The sequence below is a fragment of the Methylibium sp. Pch-M genome (genome assembly GCF_004136295.1).
Classification (GTDB): domain Bacteria; phylum Pseudomonadota; class Gammaproteobacteria; order Burkholderiales; family Burkholderiaceae_C; genus Methylibium; species Methylibium petroleiphilum.
Genome location: NZ_CP029606.1, coordinates 2,641,885 through 2,664,859, shown reverse-complemented (window position 1 = coordinate 2,664,859; position 22,975 = coordinate 2,641,885). Strand labels below are relative to the sequence as shown.

Sequence of the window (22,975 nt, the reverse complement as noted above, 5' to 3'; positions counted from 1 at the left end):
CACCCGCCCGGCGTTACAGTCGGCGCTTCGTCCTGTTCCCGGGGGCTGAGCGCCGCATGGATTCGGTCTTTCGACGTCGGGCAACGCAGGTCGCGCTGGGCATCGGCGCGATCTACATCGTCGCCGGCATCGCCTGGATCCTGCTGTCCGATGCGCTGGTGCTCCAGGTCTCGAACGACATCGACTGGCTGACGTTCGCCCAGCGCTACAAGGGCATCGCCTACGTGCTGCTGAGCGGCCTGCTGGTCGTCACGCTGGTGCGCGCCGGCAACCTGGCGCTGCTGAAGGCCCAGCAGCGGCTGCACATCGGCGAGGTGCGGGTGCAGGACCTGTTCCAGCACCACCCGAAGCCGATGTGGGCCTTCGACGAGGAGACGCTGCGCTTCATCGCGGTGAACCACGCCGCGGTCGCGCACTACGGCTATACCGAGGCCGAGTTCCTGGGCATGCTGGCCACCGACATGCGTCCACCCGAGGACGTGCCGAAGATGATGAGCCTGCTGAGCGAGACGCTGACGCCGCACCACGACGCCGGCATCGTGCGCCACCGCAAGAAGAACGGCGAGCTGTGCCATGTGCACGTGAGCCTGCACCGCATGCGCATCCGGCACCGCGACAGCGTGCTGGTGATCGCCGACGACGTGACCGACGAGGTCCGCACGCGCGATGCGCTCAAGCGTCAGGAACTGCAGTTCCGCCAGCTGCACGACAGCCTGCAGGAAGCGCTGTGGATCGGCAAGGACGACGTGCGCGAGATGCTCTACGCGAGCCCGGCGTTCCTGACGATCTGCGGCCACTCCGCGCGCTCGCTGATGCAGGACCGCACGCTGTGGCTGTCGCTGGTGCACCCGGAGGACCGGCCGATCGCCGAGGAATCGCTGCTCAACCTGGTGGCGTTCGGCAGCGCGCAGTGCGAGTACCGCATCTGCCGTCCGGACGGCAGCGTGCGCTGGGTGGCCGACCGCAAGCGCCGCATCGTCGACGCGAGCGACGGCTCGCGGCTGGTGGGCGGGATCATCGAGGACATCACCGACGTCCGGGCGGCCGCGCAGGCCCTGCGCGACGCCAACGAGCAGCTGGAGGAACGCGTGCAGGCCCGCACCGCCGCGCTGCAGTTCGCCAACGACGAGCTCGACGCCTTCGCCCGCACGGCCGCCCACGACCTGAAGACGCCGCTGAACGCCATCATCGGCTTCATCGGCCTGCTGCGGGCACGCTACGGCCCGGCGCTGGGCGCCGAGGGGGACCGGATGAGCGGTCTGGTGGAAAGCTCGGCGCGCGGCATGAACCACCTGATCAACGACCTGCTGGCGCTGTCGCAGGTGGCGACGCACCAGCTGCAGCCGGTGTCCGTGGACCTGAGCGACATCGCCCGCGACGTGGTGGCCGAGCTGCGGCAGTCCGAGCCCGGCCGCCAGGCCGAGGTGAGGATCGAGGACGGGCTGCACGCGCAGGCCGACCCCGGACTGGCCCGCTCGCTGCTCATGAACCTGATCGGCAACGCCTGGAAGTACTCGGGCAAGCGCGCGTGCGCCGAGATCGAGGTGGGCCGTGTCGAGTCGCCGGACGGCACGGAGTTCTTCGTGCGCGACAACGGCGCCGGCTTCGACACGCGGCAGGCGGACAAGCTCTTCAAGCCCTTCCAGCGCCTGCACGAAGCGTCGGAGTTCACCGGCACCGGCGTCGGACTGGCCACCTGCCAGCGCATCGTGCGCCGCCATGGCGGGCACATCCGCCTGAGCTCGCAGCCCGACGTGGGCACCACGGTGTTCTTCTCGCTCTCCGGCCGCGCCAGGACGCGCCCGGCCGACGAGCCGCCGCGCGACTCGGGCTTCGCGCGGCTCGCCTGACCGGCACCGGACGCGCCGGCGCCGGCGCGGCTCAGGCGGTCGGCGGGCCGTGTCGCTCCGCCACGTGTTCGCGCTGCAGCGCGATCCGCAGCCGGCAGCGTGGCATGCCGACGACCAATGGCTTCCCGCTGGCCGGCACGCGCCGGACGTCGCCCGGCGAAAGGATCGTGTCGGCCAGGCACCCTTCCCGCGTCAGCCACGCCGTTCCGCTCAGGCAGGCGACCCACACGTCCGTCGGCGAGGTGATGCGATAGGGCTCGGCGAACGCGACGTCCACCTCCAGGGCACCGGGTCGGGACACGGCGCCCGGTCGACGCCAGCGGCGCAGCGCCGCACCCACGGTGCGCCCCAGGCATTCGTGCCACGCGATCAGGACGTGGCGAGCGCTCGGCTTCATGATGCGGCTCGGGTCCGTCAATACGGATCGCCGTTCTTGTGCAGGAAATGCCACCGGCCGCCCTCGCCCAGCTGCGCCACGAGATCGTCGTCCGGGTAGATCGCGCTGTCGCCGGCGGTCCTGTCGCCCACCACCAGGACCAGGCAATCGTGGTCGGTGCGATTGACCAGCCGGTGCGCATCGCCGCTGCCCGCGCGGAATCCGGCGCACATGCCGGGCTGCAGCGGCGTCTCGCCCGCGTCGGTGACCAGCGTCGGCGAGCCCGCCACGATGTAGACGAACTCGTCCTGTCGGCGGTGCGCATGCCGCAGCGCCGACACCGCGCCGGGCGCCAGCAGCGTCAGGTTGACGCCGAAGTTCGACAGGCCGAAGACGTCGCCGAGCGGACGGATGACGCGCCCTGCCATGCGGGACGCGAAGGGCTCGGGATAGTTGGACGGCTTCGTCCGCACAGCGGCCTGGAGCGCGTGGATCGCCACCGGCCTCTTGTCCTCGTTCATCGGGTCCTCCTGCGCTGGATGGCAAGGGTTCGGCGCCGAGGTCCGGGGCTCGACGAGGCGGCGGACCAGGAACGCCAGGATCTCGTCGCGCGCCGCCAGCGTGGGCTGCCCGGCTTCGTCGATCAGGTGCGCGGTGACCACGCTGTGAGGGGTGGGCACATGCTGCGCGAAGAACGAGGGAACCTCGGTGTTCGCGGCCGTGTCCGGGAGCACCCGCGCCACGAACCGTTCGCCCAGCGCCTCGGCATAGGCCGCGAAGCGCTCGGCCCTGCAGAAGCGGTCGCCCTCGAAGCGGAAGGCGAGGACCGAGAGGTCTTCGCTGTCGAGCCGTCGGCGGACGGCCGCGATCTCGTCGGGCGACATCTCGATGCCGCCCGGATCGTCCAGCGGCAGCGACGGCTGCGACAGCACCGGCGCCAGCATCGCGGGCTCCAGCATCATCGACAGCGCGAAGTTGCCGGTCCAGCACATGCCGATGGCGCCGACCCCGGGCCCGCCGCACTCCTGGTGCGCCAGCCGTGCCAGCGACCGGAGCCAGTGGGTGACCGGGCTCGACCGGTTGCCTCCGTCCCGGCCGGCGAAGGCCCGGAACTCCGCACTCACGCACGCCCGGCGGAACACGGCGGCCCCTTCGTCGGCATCGGCGACCGCGCCGTCGCGGCCGAACAGCGACGGCATGTAGACGGTCAGGCCCGCATCGCGCACCCAGCGGCCGAAGCGCGCGACGTGGGGGCTGATGCCCGGCATCTCGCTCAGCACGATCACGGCCGGCCCCGTGCCGGCCACGTGCACCACCTTGGCCATGCCGTCGAGCGTGATCTCGCGGTGCGCGAAGTCCTCGAGCGCATCGTCGTCGTCCAGGCTGCGCTGGGTCATCGTGGGTTCTCCTTTCGCGGGCGTTCAGAGCGTGCCCTGCTCCAGCCCCTGCAGGTAGTTGAACTCGGGGGCCTCGACGCCGGCGCGTCGCCGGATCTCCTCCAGCCCCGGCGATTCGAAGAAGGCGCGGGCCTCCGCGAGCGATGTCCATCGCGAGAAGTGGACGACCCGGTTGGCATCGTGCTCGTCGCGCAGGAGCTGGTAGCTCAGTTCACCGGCGCGCCGGCGCAGCGCGGCGGCCTCATCGAAGACCTGCTTCCAGGCCGCGTAGTCGCGCACGGAGTGGATGATCAGCACGTGGTCCATCGGGTCTCCTGAAGGGCGATGTGTGGGGATGGGTCGCCGGGGCGGCGCCGGATGCCGCGTGACGATTTCATGTCGACTCTCCGGCGTAGGGCGCGAAGCATCGGCCGAGCTCGGCCCCGCTCACTGCGGCCCGTGCGTAGGACGCGCTGCCGTGCGCTCGCAGCTCGCTCGCCGCGCGAAGGAACTCGCCGAACGCGGCGCGTGCCAGCGAGGCGCCGACGCTGATGCGCCGCACCCCGAGCTGCGCCAGCTCCGGCGCCCCCAGCCCCAGGCTCGGATCGCCGAGCATCACGTTGACCGGCCGGTCGACGGAGCGCACGACGGTCGCGATGTCCTGCGGGCGGATCAGGCCCGGCGCGAACAGCACATCGGCGCCGGCCTCCTGGTAGGCCTGCAACCGCGCGATGGTGTCTGCCAGATCCGGCTGGCCGACGCGGTAGTTCTCGGCCCGCGCCGTCAGCACGAACGGGAACGGCAGCGACCGCGCCGCTTCCACCGCGGCGCGGATGCGCTCGGCGGCGAACTCGCGCGCGTAGAGCCGGTCACCGGGGCCGCTGCGTGCATCCTCGATGGAGCCGCCCACGACGCCGGCTTCGGCCGCGAGCCGGAGCGTCCGGGCCACGGCTTCGGGTGCGTCGCCGAAGCCGTTCTCGAGGTCGGCGGTGACCGGGAGGCCTGTCGCCGCAGCGATCTCGGCCAGGTGCGCCATGAGCGCTTCGCGCGGGACGCAGTTGTCGGGCACACCGCGAGAGAAGGCGTAGCCGGCGCTGGTGGTCGCCAGCGCCTCGAAACCCAGCTGCGCGAGCAGCCGCGCGCTGCCCACGTCCCACGGGTTCGGCACGATGAAGCCGTCGGCGCGGGCATGCAGCGTCCGGAACGCCAGCGCCCTGGCGTGCCGGGAGGGCAGGGGCGGCCTCATGCGGAGGCCCTTGCCATCGCGGGCCGGCGGAGCGGCCGATCGTCGATGGGCCAGTGCAGCGCGGCCGCGGCGACGCCCAGGGCCATCGCCACGAGCCAGATCGGCGCGTAGGACCGCGTGGCCTCGAACAGATGGCTGCCCATCCACACGCCGAAGAAGGACCCCAGCTGATGGCCGAAGAAGACGAACCCGAACAGCGTGGTGATGTAGCGCACGCCGAACACCTGCGACACGAGCCCGTTGGTCAGCGGCGCCGTTCCGAGCCAGACGAAACCCATCACCGCGGAGAACACGTACAGGCTGCTGGGCGTGAGGGGCAGCAGCACGAACAGCGCCATCGCCGCGGTGCGCAGCAGGTAGATGCCGGCCAGCAGTTGCTTCCTGCGGTAGCCCGCGCCCAGCAGGCCGCAGGCGTAGGTGCCGAGCACATTGGTCAGCGCGATGAGGGCGAGCGCCGTCACCGCGTGCGCGGGGCCCAGGCCCTGGTCCAGCAGGTAGGCCGGCAGGTGCGTGGCGACGAACGCCAACTGGAAGCCGCAGGCGAGGAAGCCCAGGTTGAGCATCCAGAAGCCGGGGTGGCGGAAGGCCTCGCGCAACGCGGCGGAGAGCGGCAGGTCGGGCTCCGCCGCGGTCGCCGCGCCGGGACGGCTGCGCAGCAGCAGCGCGCACGGGAGGGCCAGCAGCATGACGACCGCCAGCGCGGGCAGCGTCCCGCGCCAGCCCCAGGCACTGAGGATCTGGTGCGCCGCCGGCACCATGGCGAACTGCGCGAACCCGCCGATCGCGCCCGACAGCCCGAGCGCCCAGCTCCTGCGCTCGGGCGTCACCTGCCTGCTGAGCGCCCCGTACACGGCACCGAAGGTGGTGCCCGACAGGCCGATCCCGATGCAGACGCCCGCGGCCCACACAAAGCCGGCGGGCGTGTCCGCATGCACCATGAGGAACAGCCCCGCGGCATAGGCCACGAGCCCCCCGACGACGACGCGGGCGGACCCGAACCGGTCGGCGACCATGCCGGTGAACGGCTGCGCGAGGCCCCAGATCAGGTTCTGGACCGCCATCGCCAGGCCGAAGGTCTCGCGAGACCAGTCCCGGTCCATCGTGACGGGCAGCTGGAAGAGCCCCTGCACATGACGCACGCCCAGTGCGAGCCCCATGACGATGCCGCCCGCTAGCACCGGCAGCCAGGCCTGCTGCCACCCGCGTGGCGGTGGCGCCGCGCGGCGGGCGGCGACGGTGGATGTCGATCGACGGGACGGAGCAGTGGTCACCTCAGGCCTCCGGTTGCGGCTGGGGCCGGCACGCATGCCGGTTCGAGGTTCGGATTACAGGACCGCGCCGCCTGTGCTTCAATCGATCATTCCGTCGCATCGCATACGCTCCAGGAATGTCACTCCCTCTCGTACGACTGCCATCGCTCGACCTGATCCGGGGTTTCGTCGCGGTGGGACGCCGCATGAGCATCACGCTCGCGTCGCAGGACCTGTGCCTCACGCAATCCGCCGTCAGCCGGCAGATCGGTGCGCTGGAAGAGCAGCTCGGTGTGAAGCTGCTGGTCCGTGGCTACCGCGCCATCGCGTTCACGGCCGAAGGCGAACGGCTGTTCCGCAGCGCCGACGGCGCGGTCCAGCAGATGCAGGACGTGATGGGTGAGATCCACACCACCGGCGTGCTGCGGCCGGTGATGCTGAGCGCGAGCATCGGCGTGACGGGCCTGTGGCTGCTGCCGCGGCTGAGTCGGTTCCAGAAGCTGCATCCGGGCGTGGACCTGCGCGTGTCCGCGAACAACCGCGTGGCCGACCTGCGCAGCGACGGCATCGACCTGGCCATCCGCTACACCACGCCGGCCTTGGCGCCGGCAGGGGCGACCCGCCTGTTCGGCGAGTCCGTCGCGCCGGTGGCCCACCCTTCGCTGGGCCTCAAGTCCCTGCGGTCGGCCCAGGCGCTCGCGAAGGTCTCGCTGCTGGAGTTCGACGACCCGACGCACCCCTGGCTGCGATGGGGCGACTGGCTCGGTGCCGCAGGCTGGTCCGACGTGCGGCACCAGGGCATGCTGCACTTCAACCAGTACGACCAGGTGATCCAGGCCGCGCTGGACGCGCAGGGCGTGGCGCTGGGCCGCATCGAGCTGATCCAGCCGCTGCTCGACGCCGGCCGGCTGGTGCGGCTGGCCCCACCGAACCACCGCGCGGACATGGAGCACGCCTACTGGCTCATCCTCGCCAACGATCATCCCCGCGCCGACATCCGTCGCGTGGCGGAGTGGATAGAAAGCGAGGCGCGAATGTCGGCCGAGCCCGGCCTCGCGCCCCCGCAAAAGGCGCAGAAGGCGCCGAAGCCGCGCGCCCGGCGTTCCTGAGGCGTCCCTACGCCGGCGCCTGGACACAGTGGTCCAGGGCATCGTCCAGGCGATCGTTGCCCCAGAACATGTCGTCGCCCACGAAGAACATCGGCGCCCCGAAGATCCCTCGCCGCGCCGCCGTCTCCGTCTGCTGCCTCAGCCGCAGCTTGTTGGCCTCGGACTGCGCCTCGTCGATGATCTGCCGTGCCGGCAGGCCGAGCGCCGTGAGCACCTCCGTCACCACCTTGTTCGTATCGATCTCGCGGTCCTCGCCGAAGTTGATCGACATCACGCGCCGGCAGTAGGCACCGATCCAATCCTGCTCGGCCCCCACGAGCGCCACGCGCGAGGGCAGCAGCGACGAGCGGGGAAAGCCCGAGGGCCGGGTCCAGGCCAGCCCGTGCTTGCGGCACTGGCGCACCATGTCCTGCCACACGTAATCGCCCTTGGCCTTCTGCAGCACGAAGGGCGATGTCTGCCAGCCGAAGCTCCGGAAGATCGGCCCCAGCAGGAAGGGCTTCCAGCGGACTTGCACGCCGCGCCGGGCGGCGCAGGCCTCGATGCGCATCACGCTGAGGTAGCTGTAGTTGCTGGCGAACTCGAACCAGAACTCGATCGGCGCGGCGCTCATTGCGCGTCTCCGTAGACCACGAGGCAGCGCAGCTCGATGCTCTCGCGCAGCGGCGCGCCGGCGGGGATGTCGGGCAGGTCGAAGGCGGTGTGCGGCGTGAACCGGGCCACGCCGCTGACCTGGGAGTCGTACTGCTTGAACACCAGCGCCTCATGGCGGTCCATCTGCGAGAAGTAGGACCATCGATGCAGCGGCGAGTGCAGCGCGACGTAGATCTCGCCGGTGCGTCGCGGGTAGCGCACATCGCTGACCACGAGGTCCGAGACCGTCAGCGTGCGCGCGTCGCACACCGCGAGCGGCGTGTCCAGCACCGGGCCCCTGATCGACCGCCACACGTTGACGATGGCGAACCGCCTGACGCGGGCCGCCGCCTCGGGATCGTCCAGCACGAGCGCCAGTCGCTTGCGGCCGGAGGCTTCCGTGTAGTCGTTGTGGATGCGGCCGTTGGCCGCGGCCACGTCGTTGGCGCGTTGCCGGCCGAACGTGAGGGCCGCGCGATCGGGTTCGCGCCGGCGCACCAGGTGGTCGAAGACGTAGGCCCGCGTCGCGCCGGTGGCGGCCAGCGCCAGTTCGGCGGCCTCGGGGTAGTAGCGGGCCCGGACCGCTTCGGTGTCGAGGAAGTCCGTGACGGACGTGGGCGCGTCCCACAACGCGTAGCCCTCGCGCTCGATGCACGGCGGCTGGTCGGCCAGGCGCGCGTCCCGGATCTCCATCTGCCGCAGCTCGTACTCGCAGTTCTCCCACGGGGTTCCCGGCGGCGGCTCGCAGGCGTAGCTGCACGGACGCTCCGCCGTGGGCTGGAGGTAGTTGAGTCGCGCCAGGACGTGCCGGCCTCGGCGGGGCGATGGGCCGGGGGCGGTGCGCAGGGGCTCGAGCAGAGGGGTCAGCGTGTTCATGGAGGCTCCGGAGGTTCGTTCATCGAACGAGCAGAGCCCGGAACCGATCGCCGGGGTCGGTTCGCCGCGGGCGCTGCTGCGAGACCCATTGAACCCATCGCCGACGTCCGCCTCAAGCGACATCTGGGGCGCTTCGCATGCGCCGTACGCATGTTGCGAGGTGCGGACCATCGACCCGGCCGAGGCCGGCGCCGCGTGGCCCGAGCGAGCAGCTAGAGTTGCGGCCAATCGCTCGCGCCCTCCGCGTCCCTCCCCCGCTCCGCACGCATCCCATGGCCTGGCTCGGCAGCCTCGACCTGCACTACCGCCCCGATCCCGACGCCCCCGCGGCGGCGCTTCCCCGCACCATCGGCCGCGGCGTGCACAGCGGGCCGCTGCGGGTGCTGCAGAGCCTGTACCCCGAAGGCCCGGGCATCTGCCACCACGTGCTGGTGCATCCACCGGGCGGCATCGTGGGCGGCGACGAGCTGGCGCTGACGGCGCAGGTCGACACCGGCGCGCACGCGCTGCTCACCACGCCGGGCGCCACGCGCTTCTACCGCAGCGGCGGCGATACCGCGCTGCAGACGCTGAGCGCCCGGGTGGCCGACGGCGCGCGGCTGGAATGGCTGCCGCTCGAGACGCTGGTGCACGACGGCGCACGCGCACGCAACGCGCTGCGCTTCGAGCTGGCACCCGGCGCCGAGATGCTGGGCTGGGACCTGCTGGCGCTGGGCCTGCCGGCGGCGGGCGAGCGCTACGCGAGCGGCTGCTTCGAGCAGAGCATCGAGGTGCGCGGCACCGCCCACCCGCTGCCCTGGCTGGAGCGCGGCGTGCTCGACTTCGACGACCCGCGCCATGCGCCCGTCACGCGGCGCCTGCTCGCCAGCCCGCTGGGCTGGGCCGGGCACACGGTGCTGGCGACGCTGTGGTTCGCCAGCGGCACGGCGCTCGCCAGCGCGCGGCGTGAGGCGCTGATCGACGCCGCGCGCGCGACCGACTCGACCGCACAACCGGGCGCCGAGCCGCTGGGCGTGACCGCCCCGCACGACCACGTGGTGGTGCTGCGCATGCTGGGCGCGCGGGTGGAGCCGCTGATGCAGCGGCTCAGAGCGGTGAGAGGTCGATGGCGCCGGCTGGCGTGGGACTGCGCGGGGGCGGAGCCGCGGGTGTGGCGGACGTGAGGCCGATGGCGCCCAGGTCCATCGGTGCCAGTCCGCCGGGCCCGGTGGCAGGCAGGTCGTAGGCCGACATCAGCGAATCGCGGAAGCGCGCCTCGCTGAAGCGGCGCTTCGCCGAGGCGCGTGCGGCCTCGCCGATCTCGGCACGCAGCGCCGGCAGGTCGATCAGTTGAGCGATGCTGTGCAGGATCTCTTCCTCGTTGCGGCACAGGAAGCCGGTTTCGCCGTGACGGATGATGTCGCGGTGGTCGGGCGTGTCGATGGCCACACAGGGCAGCCCGACCGCCATCGCCTCGGCCAGGAACACCGGGAAGCCACGCGTCCGCCCGGGCGCCAGGTAGATCCAGCCGGCCGCCAGCCGCGAAGCCAGGTCGGCGTCCTGCCGGACGTCGTGCACGCTGACGTCGGCCGCGCTGAGCCGCACCAGCGAGTTCTGGTCGGTGCGGCCGATCCAGTTGAAGCTCAGGCGCAGCGCCTTGTCGCTCAACAGCACCGCCAGCTGCGCGAACAGTTCGGCCGCACGCGGGTCGTGGACCCGGCTGCCGGTGACGATCAGCGGGTGTGGCACCTCGTGGCGCTCGACCTCGAAGAAGGCGTCGGCCACCGGGCTCTCGGCCACGTCGATCGACTGTGTCTCGGTCTGCGTGTGCAATACCCGCGCCTCCTGGGCCAGGCTGGTGATGGCGCGCAGGTCGCGCAGCGAGCCGATCACCGGCCGGAGCGACCACAGCATCAGGTCGCCCACCCGTCGCAGCGAGTCCAGCGACTTCGAGCCGTGCGGCGAGTAGTACATGGGCACGTCGAGACCGATCGAGCGCGCCACGTAGGAGCCGATCAGCGAGGGCAGGAAGCCGTGCAGGTGCACCGCCTTCACGTCCTCCGCGGCGACGAGGATGTCGCGCAGCGCCTGCATGGCGGCCTGGGCGCGCTGGCTCACGCCGCCGTGCGCCGGCACGAGCACGAGGTCGATGCGCGCATGGAAGCGCGGGAGCTGGTAGCGGTAGCGCAGGTCGTCGGCGACCAGCACGGTCTGCTCCAGACCGCAGTCGGCGAGCGTCTCGGTCGCGGGACCGAGGAAGCTGAAGATCTCGTCGGTCAGCGGGCCCACCAGGTGCACCACGCGACCCGTGGTCGCGGCAGGCGGGGTTCGAACGCCTTGCATCGGGGTCTCTTCAGATCGAGCGGCAGCACGACGTCGCGCGGGCTCCCCGGCGGCCCGCGCCGCGCGCTTCAGCGCGCACCCCGCCGCGTGGCCACGACGGCGATCGTCTGGAAAAGGATCCACGCGTTCAGCCACAGCGAACGTCGTCCGACGTAGTAGCGGTCCATCGCAACCCGCTCCGCATACGAGGTCTCGTTGCGCCCGCTCACCTGCCACAGGCCGGTCATGCCGGGCCGCACGCTGAGGTAGTGCCAGCGCACGCGGCCGTAGCGGGTGAGCTCGGACACCGTGATGGGCCGCGGGCCCACGAGGCTCATCTCGCCGCGCAGCACATTGAAGAGTTGCGGCAGTTCGTCGAGGCTGGTGCGTCGCAGGAAGTCACCGACCGGCGTGACACGCGGGTCCTTCGTGAGCTTGTGGTCGCGCGCCCATTCGGCGCGGGCCTCGGCATCGTCGCGCAGCACGTCGGCGAGCATCTGCTCGGCATTGACATACATGCTGCGGAACTTGAGGCAGCGGAACAGCCGGCCATCGCGGCCCACGCGATAGTGGCCGAAGAAGATCGGAGCCCCATCGCGGCGCCAGATGAGCCAGGAGACCAGCAGCATCACCGGACTCAGGAGCACCAGGATGATGAATGCGAGCACCTGATTGAACACCGTGTTCACCGCGTCGAGCGCAGAGTGGCGCGGGCCGGTACGGCCCTTCACCCGCAGAGCGTGGAACACGTAGGACGCAGCAGTCATTCGATATCTCCCATCGACCGATTTTGCGGCAGTATTGCTGCAGTGCAAGATCCAAGCCAAAAATGACGTGGGAGTTACTTGCGATTACGGCTTTGGGGGTCCTTCGCCGTTTCGGAGCGCTTCAGAGCCCGTTGTTGTAAGAGCATGTGGCGGCGCGAAGACCACGCATCGAACCTGCTCGTTCTCATAGAGAGTTTCGAGCCTGCTTCGATCTGCGGGATGGGAAGCGGTGGACTCTCCGGGTAGCGAGGCGCGTGCATGGCACCCTGCATCGGGCTCATGCAGAACCTTCGCAGAGCTTCGACGGCAACGCGATCGGAGTACCCTGAAAAACTACATGTTTTGACACACTGCAGCAATTGAGCAACACTGCATCGAGCGCGCTCCCTCAAACTCATTCCATCGCGCGCACCTCGAAGCGCAGAGCCCTCAGGAGACAGCATGAATCTGAAGTCCTATCTCGTTGCCGCGCTGGCCGCTGTGGCCCTGCATGCCAACGCCTTCGTGGGCAACTACACCGAAGGCTCGTTCACCTACAACTCGGGCAAGCAGTTCACCGTGGCCGACGTGTTCAATTTCCAGCTGTCGGCCCCGTCGACTCTGCAGACCACGCTCGAGATCACCAAGAGCAGCGGCATCCTCGGCCTGGGCCTGTTCGACGCCGACGACAACCGCTATCTCGGCGGCCTGCTGTTCGGTGGGTCGACCGGCACCACGGCCACGCAGAGCTTCGCCAACCTCTCCAGCGGCAACTACTACTACGGCGTGCTCGGCGGTTTCTTCCCGAAGGGCAGCTACAGCCTCCAGTCGGCGGCCACCGCCGTGCCGGAACCAGCGGCCCTGTTGCTGGCCCTGATGGGCGCGGGCGGGCTGGCCGTGGCGGCCCGTCGCCAGCGCAAGTCGGCCCAGGCCGACCGCTGAGTGTTGTTCCGGGCTCCGGTGACGTGCCCGCACGAGGCGCCCTCCGGGGCGCCTTTGTCTTTTGCGGCGTCGAACGGATACAGGCGCACACCGCTGTTGTCGTCGCTTTCGTCGTGATCGCGCACCAGTCTTGCTATGGTCAGGGTTATCCCGCCTCTCTCACCCGATGAAGCTTCTTTTCAGCCCCTCCGCCTCCGGCCGCCGCCGTCCGCGCGCACGCCTCGTGCTGCTCGCGATCTGCGGCCTCGTGGGGCTCGCTGCGTGCGGTGAGCGCCAGGAGGCCCGCAGCTCGCAGGTCGCGGCCCGAGTGGGCAGCGGCGAGGTCTCGATCCACCAGGTGAATCTGGTGCTCCAGCGGCAGGCCGACCTGCGGCCCGAGCAGGTCGAGGCCGCCAGCCGCACCGCGCTGGAGCGCCTGATCCAGCTGGAGCTGGCCGTGCAGAAGGCCGGCGACGCCAAGATCGATCGCGACCCGCAAGTGGTGCAGGCCGTGGATTTCGCGCGCCGCGAAGTGCTGGCGCGGGCCTACATCGATCGACTGGCCGACAGCGCGGCCAGGCCCACGGCGCAGGACATCGACCGCTTCTACGACGAGCGCCCCGCCCTGTTCAAGACCCGACGCCTCTACTCGGTGCAGGACATCGGCATCGCGGCCCCGGCGGACGCCGTGCCGGCGCTGCAGGCGCGGCTGGCCGCCGCGAAGTCGACACCGGCCCTGCTGGCGGAGCTGGCGGACACGCGCCTGCCCTACACGCTGAACTCGGCCACCCGGCCCGCCGAGGACTGGCCCCTGCCGCTGCTCGACCGGCTGGCCGGCATGAAGGAAGGCGAGGTGGGCTTCCTCGTGCAGCCGCAGGGGCTGCGCGTGCTGGTGCTCACGGCCGCCGCGCCGGCGCCCCGCAGCCTGGACGAGGCGCGCGCCAGCATCGAGCAGTTCCTGATGAACGAACGCAAGCAGCAGAAGGTGGACGCCGAGCTGAAGGCGCTGCGCAGCACCGCGGAGGTCCAGTACCTGGGCCAGTTCGCCCAGGTGGCGCCGGCCGGCGCAGCGGCGACCGCTCCCTCGCCCGCAACGCCTGCGGCGGCTTCGGCCACGGCCGCCGCGCGTGCCGCGCTCGACGCCGAGGCGCGCAACAAGGGGATCCAGGGCCTGCGCTGAACCGCGGGCCTCGAACCAGACCACGCCCAGCCCTGACGCTCACACCCATGACCTTCAGCCAGTTCTTCACCATCGTCCGCGCCCGCTGGGTGTCGGGCGTCCTCGTGCTCGCCGTGATCGTGGCCTGTGCCATCGTGGTCAGCCTGATGCTGCCGAAGCAGTACACGTCGACCGCTTCGGTGCTGATCGACGTGAAGCTGCCCGACCTGGGCGGCAACACCGCGGCGGCCGGCGGCATCGTGCCGCTGGGCTTCATGGCCACGCAGCTCGACGTGGTGCGCAGCGAGCGGGTGGCATTGCGGGCCCTGCGCAGCCCGGGCCTGAAGCTCAACGAGAGCGTGGAGCTGCGCGAGCAGTGGCGGGCGGCCACCGGTGGGCAGGGTGACTTCGAGGCCTGGCTGGCGGCGTTGATCCAGAAGAAGCTCGACATCCTGCCGGCGCGCGAGTCCAACGTCATCACCCTCGCCTATTCATCGCCGGACCCCAAGTTCTCTGCGGCCGTGGCCAACGCCTTCATGCAGGCCTACATCGACACCACGCTCGACCTGAAGGTGGAGCCGGCCAAGCAGTACAACGCCTTCTTCGATGAGCGTTCCAAACAGACCCGCGAGGCGCTGGAACAGGCGCAGGCCAAGCTGTCGGCCTACCAGCAGGCCAAGGGCATCGTGGCCACCGACGAGCGGCTCGATGTGGAGAACACGCGGCTCAGCGAGCTGACGACGCAGATGGTCGTGCTGCAGGGCCTGGCCGTCGAATCGCGCGGCCGGCAGGACGAGGCGACCGGCAACAACGACCGCATGCAGGAGGTGCTGGCCAACCCCGTGGTGGGTGCGCTCACCGCCGACCTGTCGCGCCAGCAGGCGAAGCTGAACGAGCTGAACGAACGCCTGGGCGACAACCACCCGCAGGTGGTGGAACTGCGCGCCAACATCGATGAGCTCCGCAAACGCGTGCAGGCCCAGACCAGCCGCGTGGCCGGCAGCCTGAACGCCAACAACAACGTGAACCAGGTGCGGCTGGCCCAGCTCAACGCCGAGATCCAGCAGCAACGCGCCAAGCTGCTGCAGCTCAAGGGCCAGCGTGACGAAGCGGCCGTGCTGCTGCGCGACGTGGAGAACGCCCAGCGCGCCTACGACGCCGTCCTCACCCGGGTGAACCAGACCAGCATGGAAAGCCAGAACACCCAGACCAACGTGTCGGTACTGAAGCAGGCCACGGCACCGGCGTTCCCGTCGTCGCCGCGGCTGCTGCTCAACGTGGCGGTGGCACTCGTCATGGGCTCGCTGCTTGGCATCGGTCTGATGCTGGCACGCGAACTGCTGGACCGACGCATGCGCACCGTCGACGACGTGGTCACCGGGCTCCGCCAGCCGTTGCTGGTCACTCTGCCACGCGCCAGCCGCGGTGCGGGGGGCGGCTCGCGACTCAAACTCACCAAGGCGCGTGTCGTCCGTGGCCTCGCCGGCCCTGCCCGCTCATGAGACGCGAACCTCTCATCGCTCACCAGCCGCTCGGCGCCTCGGCCGGGCCGGCGGATGCCGACAACCCCACGTTGTCCGCCGCCGAGGGCACCGAGGACGTGAGCGACCTGCACGACCGCTCCATCGGCGAGATCATCCGCGACGCCAAACGCCTGAACGACGCGCAGATCGACAAGATCCTCGCCTACCAGCGCAAGCACGGCCTGCGCTTCGGCGAGGCCGCGGTGGCGCTCAGGCTGGCCACCAACGACGATGTGCTGTGGGCGCTGTCGCAGCAGTTCCACTACCCCTACGCGCCCGACGGCAAGTCGGACTGCGACCCGGAACTGGTGGTGGCCGCCAACCCGTTCAGCGAGCAGGCCGAAGCCTTCCGCGAACTGCGCAGCCAGCTCATGATGGGCGTGCTGAGCCTCAGCGAAGCGCGGCGCGCACTGGCCGTGGTGAGCCCCGACGTGGGCGACGGCAAGACCTTCGTCGCCGCCAACATGGCCGTGGCCTTCAGCCAGCTCGGCGGGCGCGCGCTGCTGGTGGACGCCGACATGCGCACGCCGCGCCAGCACAAGCTGTTCGGCATCGACAACAGCAACGGCCTCAGCAGCATTCTCTCGGGGCGCTCGCGGCAGAACGTGATCCACCAGGTGCCCGATCTGCCCACGCTGTTCGTGCTGCCGGTCGGTGCGGTGCCGCCCAACCCGCTGGAGCTGGTGCAGCGCCCGGCGTTCGGGTTGCTGATGCACGAGCTGTTGTCCAAGTTCGACCACGTGGTGGTCGACACGCCGGCGTCTGTGCATGGCGCGGACGCGCGCGTGGTGGCCGCGAAGTGCGGTGCCGCGCTGGTGATCGGCCGCAAGGGCCGCAGCCGCATGAAGAGCATGCAGACGCTGATCAACGCCCTTGCCAAGGGCCCCGCCCAGCTGGCGGGCGTGATCGTCAACGAGCAATAGGCTGCGGAGCGGCCGTGTTGCAAGCGCTTCGATCCCCAGGCGCCGACGGCGGCGTGGCGGCGCCGGCCGGCAGCGGCAGCGAGATCCGGCTGTCGGTGGTCATCCCCAACTACAACTACGCGCGCTTCATCGGCGACGCCATCGACAGCGCGCTCGCGCTCGACTGGCCGCACGTGGAGGTGATCGTCGTCGACGACGGCTCCACCGATGGCTCGCGCGCGGTGATCGAGCGTTATGGACAGCGCATCACCGCCCTGTACCAGGACAACCAGGGCCAGGTGGGCGCGTGCAACACCGGCTTCGCGGCATGCCGCGGCAACGTGGTGATCTTCCTCGACTCCGACGACGTGCTGGACCCGAGCGTGGTGCGTGAAGTGGCGGCCGTGTGGCGGCCGGGCCTCAGCAAGGTGCAGTTCCAGATGCGCAGCGTGGATGCCGCGCTGCGCCCGCTGGGCAGCGTGCTGCCGCAATACCACCTGGTGCCCACGCCGGAGGAAGCGCGCCACTGGGTCATGACCACCAGCGCCTACCCCACGCCGCCGGGTTCGGGCAACGTGTACAGCCGCGAGTTCCTGGACAAGATCTTCCCGCTCGACCACGCCGGCGGCCGCGCCGCCGACTCCTGCTGCATCGCCGCCGCACCCTACCTGGGCGACGTGATCACCGTGCCCAAGCCGCTGGTGAGCTACCGCATCCACGGCCAGAACGACGGCGCCTTCAGCGAACTCGACACGCAGCGCTTCGGCCGCGAAGTGACGCGCGCCACGCAACTCTTCGCCTACGCCCAGCGCACGGCGGCGCGCGTGGGCATCCTGGTGCCGGACGATGCGGTGCGCTACAGCCTCACGCTGCTGCCCTACCGCGTGGCCTCGTACCGGTTGGAGCCGGCCTCGCACCCGCTGCCGCGCGACAACCGGTTCAGCCTGCTGGGCGACCTGCTGCGCGGCTGGGGTCGGCCTCAGGGCATGCGCCTGCAGGCACGCGCAGCGATCGCGCTGTGGACCGTGCTCGTGTTGCTGTCACCGGCACCGCTGGCGCGCCGGCTGGTGCTGTGGCGCTTTGCGCCCGGCACGCGGCCCCGGATGCTGATGCAGTCGTTGCGCCACCTCGGAGTCGTTCGGTGACCACCTCGGATGCAAACGCGACGGCTGTTCGAGACGAACTGAAGTCGAGAACCCTGTCCTCGATCTTCTGGTCCGTGCTGCGTGTGGCGTGGAGTTCACTAGCCACCTTCTTGATCTTCGTGGTTCTCGCGCGGCTGTTGCGACCCGAGGACTTCGGAGTGTTCGCCCTCGCCAGCCTGTTCTTCGAGGTCGGCCGGATCATCGCGAACGGTGGCTTGCCAGATGCGGTGATGCGCGAGCACACCCTGGATGAGGAACTCGCCGACACGGCATTCTGGGCCAACCTCGCATTCAGCGTCCTGATCGCCGCCACCGTCTTCCTGCTGGCGCCCCTGTACGAGCGCTGGACCCAGATGCCCGGTGTCGGCGAACTTCTCCGCTGGCTGTGCCTGCTGATGCCAGTGGCCGCGCTCGGAGGAATCCATACTGCGCGAATCGCCCGAGAGTTCGGCCACCGAAGCATGGCCAAGCAGACGCTGATCGTCAGCACAGTGGCAGGCGTGGCTGCGGTGAGCGCGGCCTATCTCGGCTTCGGCGTCCAGAGCCTGCTGGTCCAGGCCGCGCTGACCAATGTGCTCGGCGCGCTGCTGGCTTGGTACTACTTGCGTTGGACGCCCCAATGGCGCTTCAGCTTCGCCCGCCTGCGCCAGGTGATCTCGTTCAGCGCCGGCATGATGGCCACCCAGCTGCTCTGGGTCTTGATGGTCCGTGTGCAGGACCTCTTCATCTCTCGGGTTCACGGTGCTGCAGCCGTCGGGCAGTACCGTGTTGCCTGGCGCACCATCGAACTCATCGGTCAGATTGTCCTGGCGCCGATCGGAAGCGTCTCGCTGATCACGCTCTCCAAGCTCCAGCACCAGCCAGACGCATTCGCAAGCGCCTACCAGCGCCTGATCGGAGGCGCGGCCCTGGTCGGCCTCCCTCTGCTTTTCGGCTTCGGGGCGATCGCCGAAGAATTGATTGCCCACGTATTCGGCCGTCAATGGGCGGGCACCGGTGCGATCGCCGAGGTTCTGGTGTTCATGGCCGTGCCTTTCGTGCTGAACTACATCTCGGGCCCTGCCCTGGCGGCGATCAACCGGTCGTGGACCGTGCTCGCGGTTTCGGCACTGCAGCTCGCCTGCACGATCTTGCTGACATGGATTGCCGTGCCCTACGGTCTGGTGGCCGTCGCTCTGGCATACGTGTTCCGCGCTTACCTCACGGCACCGGTCCAGCAGCTGGCGCTGTGCCGCGGCGTGGGCACCAGCGTGGCGAGTTCTCTGAGTTCCCTCTCTGCGCCTCTGCTGCTTTCGCTGGCGATGGCAATGGCGGTCTGGATCGCCAAGCCCTACCTGGCCGCTGAACTGGGGCATGGAGTCCCCCTCATCTTGGTATGCACTCTGCTGGGCACCGCGCTTTATGTTCTCGGCATCGCGACCTTCGCCCGTGCCATCACTTGCCGTTACCTCGAGCCGCTGAAGGCGCTGGTACTCCACCGGAACCGCTGATTTTGAACGCCTCCTGATGACCGATCACACGACACTGATTGCATCGATCAAACGCCGAATAGACGAGGTGCTGCTACCGCACACCTCGAATCTGTCCTCGTTTGTCCTGCTCGACTTCCCCAACTACGAAAACGTTGGAGATAGCGCGATCTACCTCGGTCAGCTTGAATTCTTCAAGCAGAACGTCCGTCGACGACCGCTCGTGGTGTTCGATTGGAGCAATCCTGACTGGCCGTCCGTCGATCGAACCGACGCATCGAGTCCGATATTTCTCACTGGCGGGGGCAACTTCGGTGACACATGGACCGGCCATCAGCTCTTTCGAGAAGCGCTTCTCCGTCGCTACCCCAACCGCAAGGTCATACAGCTCCCGCAATCGATCCACTATGCCGACAGTTCGCTGATCGAGCGAACCGCGCGAGCGATCGAACAGCACGGAAACTTCGTGCTGCTGGTGCGCGACGAGAAGAGCTATCAGCTCGCTCGGACGCACTTTCGCTGCGAAGTCCACAAATGTCCCGACATGGCCTTCTACCTCGGGCCACTGACCCGGCCGGTCGAAGCAACGCATCCGCTGCTGCTGCTGATGCGCACCGACCATGAGGTCAATGCCGGCATGGTGCAGGACGGAGGACTCGTCCCGCCGGCGGCAGTCCGCGCGGACTGGCTCACCGAGCCCGACAACACCCGACGAAGGGCCAAGACGGCGGCCATGGCCGCTTTGCTCGCTTCGTTGTCGTTCAGCAAGATGGCGCTGAAGGAGCGGTATTACGCAGCACTGGCTCGCGCCCGCCTGAATCGCGGGCTGCGGCAACTGGCGTCTGCGGAGTTCGTGATCACCGACCGACTGCACGCGCACATCCTCTCCGTGCTGCTGAACATTCCCCACACCGTTCTCGACAACAGCTACGGCAAGGTCTCCGGCTTCATGGATCTGTGGACGCGGGACTTTCCGCGCGCCCGTCGAGCGACCAGCCTGTCCGCCGCGCTGCAGGACTGGCAGGGAGATGCCGATCCCGCGGCGAGCCTCGCCATGGAGCCGGCGCGATGAAGGATCGGTTCAGCCGCACGGAAACACCGGGGACGCGATGAGCACCACCACCCTGGTTCGGGTCATCAGCATGACCACAGCCACTGCTCGGCGGGCCGCATTCGCCGCCGCCGCGGACACCGCCATGGCGTGGAGCTTCTTCGATGCAAGGCGATCGCCCGAATCGCCGGCTGCATATGACGACCGTCTCGCGCTGCGCCGGTTCGGCAGGCCGTTGAAACCCGGCGAGATCGGCTGCTACGCGAGCCACTTCGCCGTCTGGCGCCAATTCCTGGACTCCGGGGCCGATCAACTCGTGGTGCTGGAGGATGACGTGTTTGTCGACTGGCCCGCTGTCGAGCAACTCTGTCGACACGATCTGGCCGGACACGGCATCCATGTTCTCAAGCTGTTTGCGACACACCCGCTCCGCAGCCGCATGGCCAAGTACAAGCTGCTGTCTGACCACAGTCACCTTCTCCGGCTGTTCGGTCACGCCTTCGGGACCCAGGCCTACGTGCTCACCCGCCGAGGCGCAGCGGCTCTGGTGTTGACGTGTCCGCAGATGACCATGCCGGTGGACTGGGCGATGTCGAGGTACTGGGCCTACGGACTCCCCAGCTATGCCGTGTTTCCGTTTCCGGTGATCGAGCGGCACGGGCCTTCGACGATCGAGCATGCCCAGCAAGTCGACATGTCGACCCATCTGCGTGACCGAACAGCCCGGCTCGCATGGCGCATCGGTGAGCGTGTTTCGCGCGTCGCGTTCGATTTAACGGCCCGAGAGAATCCCGCGTTCGGCCGTCCTGAAGACGCAGGTGCGGCCTACCTCGGCGCGGCCCCCGGCGGGCATTAGTGATTGCATGGCCTGGCTCGCGCAACGGTTCGAACTGTCGCGCGGCGGCCGGGCAGACAACGTCCGGCCGATGGAAGGACTGCGCGGCTTCGCGGTGTTCCTGGTCTTCCTCACGCACTACGCGAGCATGGTGGCGCCGTGGGTCGCAGGAAGTTCCGCAACGCTGCAGCTGGCCTTCGGACTGCGCGCCTTCGGCCACGCCGGCGTCGACCTGTTCTTCGTGCTCAGCGGTTACCTGATCTACGGTTCGCTGATGCAGCATCCGCAGCCGTTTCTCCGCTTCATGCGGCGCCGGGTCGTCCGCATCTATCCCAGCTTCCTGGCCGTGTTCATCGCCTACGTGATGCTGTCGTTCGCGTTCCCGGCGCAGAGCCGCATTCCCGAGCCGGCCACCGCGGCCGCACTGTACCTGCTGCAGAACCTGCTGCTGCTGCCTGGGCTGTTCCCCATCGAGGCCATGATCACCGTGGCCTGGTCCCTGAGCTACGAGATGTTCTTCTACCTGGCCGTGCCGACCGTCATCGGCGCGCTCGGCCTGCGGTCCCGCAGCCGTCGCTGGCGCCTGGTGTTCCTCCTGGCGCTGGCCGGGGCGCTGGCCCTGCACGGTGCACTCGCGGGCGGGCCCGTCCGGCTCATGATGTTCGTGGCGGGCATGCTGCTGTACGAAGCCATGGTGCCTCCGCGGCCCGTGCCTCCTGTGACCGGGCGCATGGGGCTGCTGGCGCTGCTGGTCGGCCTGGGCAGCATGCTGTTGCCTGTAGAGGGTAGCCGGGTCCTGCAGACGCTGCAGGTCTGTATCCTGTTCGTCGCGTGGCCGCTGCTCTGCCTGGCCTGCTTCCAGTGGCCGTCGGCCCGCTTGCCGCGCAGCTTCTCGTGGACGCCTCTGCGCTGGCTGGGCAACATGAGCTATTCCTACTACCTGCTGCATGGCCTGGTGCTCCATGCCGGCTTCCTGCTGCTCGCTTGGGTCTGGCCGCCGGCAGCTCAGGGGGCGTGGCTGTTCTGGTCCGCGCTGCCCGTCCTGTTCGTGCTGACGCTGGGGCCCACGGCAATGCTCTTCCTGCTGGTGGAGCGGCCGTTGTCGCTCGTGCCCAAGCGTGCGTCGGTGCCCGCCCTCCAGGCCGGCCCCGGACAGCCGTTGCGTCAGGAGCGTGCGGGCGCCAGCCCCACGGAGCGCCGCAGCGACTGAAGCAGCTGGCTGCGGTTGAAGCGCAAGTGCAGGAGCGCCGGCACGGCCTGCCGCGGCGCGAGCGCCAGCACGCCGAACCATCCGAGGTGGCCCACACGGTGCTTGAGCGACATGGGCTCCGACACGATGAGCGACCAGGCCCGCCGCACCAGCGCCCCGGGCGAGTCGCGCTCCTGCCCCGTATAGGCCAGGCCGAGCTTCAGCGCCATGAGCCGGTAGTTGAGGAAGGGCAGTTCCCGGTCCAGCACGTCGCCGGCCGGCAGGAACACGCCGCGCTGCTGCGCGTGCAGTTGCATGAAGGCCACTTCGCGCTGGCGGGTGTGGATACGGAAGGGCAAGCGCGAATGGTCGGAGCCGTCGCTGGACCACATGTTGGCGCCATGCACCCGGTAGGCGCCCAGCACCTGCGGCAGCACCGTCACGTCGCCGTACACCGGCGCCACGGTGTTCAGGTGGCCATCGGGGCCGTGCTCGATGCGCAACGGGAACATCGGTTCGAGAAACCAGCGCGAGTAGGCGTTGCCGGTCGTCACGGGCCAGCGGTAGGTGCCGGTGCGCAGGAAGGCGCTGCGGGCCTCGGCCGTGCCGTAGCCGCTGGCGAAGTTGCAGAAGCGGCGGCCGGTGTCGCGGCCGTCGGCGTCGATGATCTTCAGGTCGTACTGCAGCTTGGCGCAGGCCGGCGTCCAGGCCGCCGCCACGGCGGCCAGCGCGCCGGGCTCCAGCAGGTCGTCGGCGTCGAGGAAGATCACCACGTCGCCGCTCGATTCCGAGAAGCCGCGGTTGTAGGCCGCGATCGACCCCTGGTTCACCTGGTCGACCACCACCACGCGCGGCGCATAGCGCTCGATCACCGCCAGCGAGCCGTCGGTGGAGCCGTCGTTGACGACCACCACCTCCGACTCGGGATGCGCCTGCGCCAGCGCGCTCTCGATGGCCTGCCCCACGTAGCGGGCGTAGTTGAAGCATGGGATCACCACGCTGATCTTGGGCACGGGGG

22 protein-coding genes are annotated in these 22,975 nt (G+C 69.5%); 12 read left to right on the top strand and 10 right to left on the bottom strand.

The features are described from left to right. Window positions 1–56 precede the first annotated feature (56 nt). Complete coding sequence (locus tag C1M51_RS12935; protein ID WP_129450333.1) at window positions 57–1,850, top strand: PAS domain S-box protein; 1,794 nt, start codon at window positions 57–59, stop codon at window positions 1,848–1,850. Window positions 1,851–1,881: 31 nt separating this feature from the next. Here the strand turns inward: C1M51_RS12935 and C1M51_RS12930 are convergent, their stop codons facing one another. The 5 genes from C1M51_RS12930 to C1M51_RS12905 form a co-directional block, all read right to left on the bottom strand. After that, window positions 1,882–2,247 carry a DUF2917 domain-containing protein gene (locus C1M51_RS12930; protein ID WP_129450331.1) on the bottom strand — a complete coding sequence of 122 codons (366 nt, stop codon included), beginning with the start codon at window positions 2,245–2,247 and terminating at the stop codon, window positions 1,882–1,884. Window positions 2,248–2,264: 17 nt separating this feature from the next. After that, on the bottom strand, window positions 2,265–3,623 hold the full coding sequence (locus tag C1M51_RS19365) for a cupin domain-containing protein (protein ID WP_310733929.1): 1,359 nt from the start codon (window positions 3,621–3,623) through the stop codon (window positions 2,265–2,267). Between the two features lie 24 nt (window positions 3,624–3,647). Next, on the bottom strand, window positions 3,648–3,929 hold the full coding sequence (locus C1M51_RS12915; protein WP_129450330.1) for a putative quinol monooxygenase: 282 nt from the start codon (window positions 3,927–3,929) through the stop codon (window positions 3,648–3,650). Between the two features lie 67 nt (window positions 3,930–3,996). Beyond that, window positions 3,997–4,836 (bottom strand): isocitrate lyase/phosphoenolpyruvate mutase family protein, encoded by an 840-nt coding sequence (locus tag C1M51_RS12910; RefSeq protein WP_207207840.1) that lies wholly within the window; start codon window positions 4,834–4,836, stop codon window positions 3,997–3,999. 8 nt (window positions 4,837–4,844) lie between these two features. After that, window positions 4,845–6,005: an MFS transporter gene (locus C1M51_RS12905; RefSeq protein WP_242500051.1), complete on the bottom strand. Its 1,161-nt coding sequence runs from the start codon at window positions 6,003–6,005 to the stop codon at window positions 4,845–4,847. Between the two features lie 230 nt (window positions 6,006–6,235). Between C1M51_RS12905 and C1M51_RS12900 the strand changes: the two genes are divergently transcribed. Then, window positions 6,236–7,207: a LysR substrate-binding domain-containing protein gene (locus C1M51_RS12900; RefSeq protein WP_129450324.1), complete on the top strand. Its 972-nt coding sequence runs from the start codon at window positions 6,236–6,238 to the stop codon at window positions 7,205–7,207. A 7-nt stretch (window positions 7,208–7,214) separates the two neighbouring features. Here the strand turns inward: C1M51_RS12900 and C1M51_RS12895 are convergent, their stop codons facing one another. After that, window positions 7,215–7,820, bottom strand: coding sequence for a 2-hydroxychromene-2-carboxylate isomerase (locus C1M51_RS12895; protein ID WP_129450322.1), 606 nt, complete (start codon window positions 7,818–7,820; stop codon window positions 7,215–7,217). Next, window positions 7,817–8,716 (bottom strand): CmcJ/NvfI family oxidoreductase, encoded by a 900-nt coding sequence (locus C1M51_RS12890; RefSeq protein ID WP_129450321.1) that lies wholly within the window; start codon window positions 8,714–8,716, stop codon window positions 7,817–7,819. The genes C1M51_RS12895 and C1M51_RS12890 overlap by 4 nt, the downstream gene beginning before the upstream one ends. A 272-nt stretch (window positions 8,717–8,988) precedes the next feature. Between C1M51_RS12890 and C1M51_RS12885 the strand changes: the two genes are divergently transcribed. Continuing rightward, window positions 8,989–9,879 carry an urease accessory protein UreD gene (locus tag C1M51_RS12885; protein ID WP_129450319.1) on the top strand — a complete coding sequence of 297 codons (891 nt, stop codon included), beginning with the start codon at window positions 8,989–8,991 and terminating at the stop codon, window positions 9,877–9,879. Here C1M51_RS12885 and C1M51_RS12880 read toward each other — a convergent pair. Together C1M51_RS12880 and C1M51_RS12875 are read right to left on the bottom strand one after the other, a co-directional pair. Next, window positions 9,803–11,038 (bottom strand): glycosyltransferase family 4 protein, encoded by a 1,236-nt coding sequence (locus tag C1M51_RS12880; RefSeq protein WP_129450317.1) that lies wholly within the window; start codon window positions 11,036–11,038, stop codon window positions 9,803–9,805. The two genes, C1M51_RS12885 and C1M51_RS12880, sit on opposite strands and share 77 nt — an antisense overlap. Before the next feature lie 68 nt (window positions 11,039–11,106). Further along, window positions 11,107–11,784, bottom strand: coding sequence for a sugar transferase (locus C1M51_RS12875; protein WP_129450315.1), 678 nt, complete (start codon window positions 11,782–11,784; stop codon window positions 11,107–11,109). A 441-nt stretch (window positions 11,785–12,225) separates the two neighbouring features. Between C1M51_RS12875 and C1M51_RS12870 the strand changes: the two genes are divergently transcribed. The 9 genes from C1M51_RS12870 (at window position 12,226) to C1M51_RS12825 (ending at window position 21,978) form a co-directional block, all read left to right on the top strand. After that, a complete protein-coding gene (locus C1M51_RS12870) occupies window positions 12,226–12,705 on the top strand; it encodes an FxDxF family PEP-CTERM protein (RefSeq protein WP_129450313.1) in 480 nt (159 codons plus the stop codon). 166 nt (window positions 12,706–12,871) lie between these two features. Next, on the top strand, window positions 12,872–13,864 hold the full coding sequence (locus C1M51_RS12865; protein ID WP_129450311.1) for an EpsD family peptidyl-prolyl cis-trans isomerase: 993 nt from the start codon (window positions 12,872–12,874) through the stop codon (window positions 13,862–13,864). A gap of 47 nt (window positions 13,865–13,911) precedes the next feature. Beyond that, window positions 13,912–15,345 carry a chain length determinant protein EpsF gene (epsF, locus tag C1M51_RS12860; RefSeq protein ID WP_129450309.1) on the top strand — a complete coding sequence of 478 codons (1,434 nt, stop codon included), beginning with the start codon at window positions 13,912–13,914 and terminating at the stop codon, window positions 15,343–15,345. After that, window positions 15,342–16,289 (top strand): polysaccharide biosynthesis tyrosine autokinase, encoded by a 948-nt coding sequence (locus tag C1M51_RS12855; RefSeq protein ID WP_129450307.1) that lies wholly within the window; start codon window positions 15,342–15,344, stop codon window positions 16,287–16,289. The genes epsF and C1M51_RS12855 overlap by 4 nt, the downstream gene beginning before the upstream one ends. 14 nt (window positions 16,290–16,303) lie before the next feature. Further along, window positions 16,304–17,413 (top strand): glycosyltransferase family A protein, encoded by a 1,110-nt coding sequence (locus C1M51_RS12850; protein WP_242499683.1) that lies wholly within the window; start codon window positions 16,304–16,306, stop codon window positions 17,411–17,413. Then, entirely contained in the window at window positions 17,410–18,903 is a 1,494-nt protein-coding gene (locus tag C1M51_RS19015; protein WP_165349688.1) for a lipopolysaccharide biosynthesis protein, read from the top strand. Before C1M51_RS12850 ends, C1M51_RS19015 begins: the two co-directional genes overlap by 4 nt. Window positions 18,904–18,919: 16 nt before the next feature. Next, complete coding sequence (locus C1M51_RS12835; protein WP_129450305.1) at window positions 18,920–19,954, top strand: polysaccharide pyruvyl transferase family protein; 1,035 nt, start codon at window positions 18,920–18,922, stop codon at window positions 19,952–19,954. A gap of 37 nt (window positions 19,955–19,991) precedes the next feature. After that, window positions 19,992–20,789 carry a glycosyltransferase family 25 protein gene (locus C1M51_RS12830; RefSeq protein ID WP_165349687.1) on the top strand — a complete coding sequence of 266 codons (798 nt, stop codon included), beginning with the start codon at window positions 19,992–19,994 and terminating at the stop codon, window positions 20,787–20,789. A 70-nt stretch (window positions 20,790–20,859) separates the two neighbouring features. Further along, window positions 20,860–21,978 (top strand): acyltransferase, encoded by a 1,119-nt coding sequence (locus tag C1M51_RS12825; RefSeq protein ID WP_242499681.1) that lies wholly within the window; start codon window positions 20,860–20,862, stop codon window positions 21,976–21,978. Here the strand turns inward: C1M51_RS12825 and C1M51_RS12820 are convergent. Then, window positions 21,933–22,970 carry a glycosyltransferase family 2 protein gene (locus C1M51_RS12820; protein ID WP_165349686.1) on the bottom strand — a complete coding sequence of 346 codons (1,038 nt, stop codon included), beginning with the start codon at window positions 22,968–22,970 and terminating at the stop codon, window positions 21,933–21,935. The genes C1M51_RS12825 and C1M51_RS12820 overlap by 46 nt on opposite strands. Window positions 22,971–22,975 lie beyond the last annotated feature (5 nt).

Bases quoted from the DNA above. Each gene is read 5' to 3' on its own strand.
- C1M51_RS12930 (WP_129450331.1), bottom strand. From the start codon at position 2,247: ATGAAGCCGAGCGCTCGCCACGTCCTGATCGCGTGGCACGAATGCCTG.
- C1M51_RS12915 (WP_129450330.1), bottom strand. From the start codon at position 3,929: ATGGACCACGTGCTGATCATCCACTCCGTGCGCGACTACGCGGCCTGG.
- C1M51_RS12825 (WP_242499681.1), top strand. From the start codon at position 20,860: ATGGAAGGACTGCGCGGCTTCGCGGTGTTCCTGGTCTTCCTCACGCAC.
- C1M51_RS12875 (WP_129450315.1), bottom strand. From the start codon at position 11,784: ATGACTGCTGCGTCCTACGTGTTCCACGCTCTGCGGGTGAAGGGCCGT.
- C1M51_RS12905 (WP_242500051.1), bottom strand. From the start codon at position 6,005: ATGGGGCTCGCACTGGGCGTGCGTCATGTGCAGGGGCTCTTCCAGCTG.
- C1M51_RS12895 (WP_129450322.1), bottom strand. From the start codon at position 7,820: ATGAGCGCCGCGCCGATCGAGTTCTGGTTCGAGTTCGCCAGCAACTAC.
- C1M51_RS12890 (WP_129450321.1), bottom strand. From the start codon at position 8,716: ATGAACACGCTGACCCCTCTGCTCGAGCCCCTGCGCACCGCCCCCGGC.
- C1M51_RS12865 (WP_129450311.1), top strand. From the start codon at position 12,872: ATGAAGCTTCTTTTCAGCCCCTCCGCCTCCGGCCGCCGCCGTCCGCGC.
- C1M51_RS12880 (WP_129450317.1), bottom strand. From the start codon at position 11,038: ATGCAAGGCGTTCGAACCCCGCCTGCCGCGACCACGGGTCGCGTGGTG.
- C1M51_RS12935 (WP_129450333.1), top strand. From the start codon at position 57: ATGGATTCGGTCTTTCGACGTCGGGCAACGCAGGTCGCGCTGGGCATC.
- C1M51_RS12885 (WP_129450319.1), top strand. From the start codon at position 8,989: ATGGCCTGGCTCGGCAGCCTCGACCTGCACTACCGCCCCGATCCCGAC.
- C1M51_RS19365 (WP_310733929.1), bottom strand. From the start codon at position 3,623: ATGACCCAGCGCAGCCTGGACGACGACGATGCGCTCGAGGACTTCGCG.
- C1M51_RS12870 (WP_129450313.1), top strand. From the start codon at position 12,226: ATGAATCTGAAGTCCTATCTCGTTGCCGCGCTGGCCGCTGTGGCCCTG.
- C1M51_RS12855 (WP_129450307.1), top strand. From the start codon at position 15,342: ATGAGACGCGAACCTCTCATCGCTCACCAGCCGCTCGGCGCCTCGGCC.
- C1M51_RS12830 (WP_165349687.1), top strand. From the start codon at position 19,992: ATGAGCACCACCACCCTGGTTCGGGTCATCAGCATGACCACAGCCACT.
- C1M51_RS12900 (WP_129450324.1), top strand. From the start codon at position 6,236: ATGTCACTCCCTCTCGTACGACTGCCATCGCTCGACCTGATCCGGGGT.
- C1M51_RS12835 (WP_129450305.1), top strand. From the start codon at position 18,920: ATGACCGATCACACGACACTGATTGCATCGATCAAACGCCGAATAGAC.
- epsF (WP_129450309.1), top strand. From the start codon at position 13,912: ATGACCTTCAGCCAGTTCTTCACCATCGTCCGCGCCCGCTGGGTGTCG.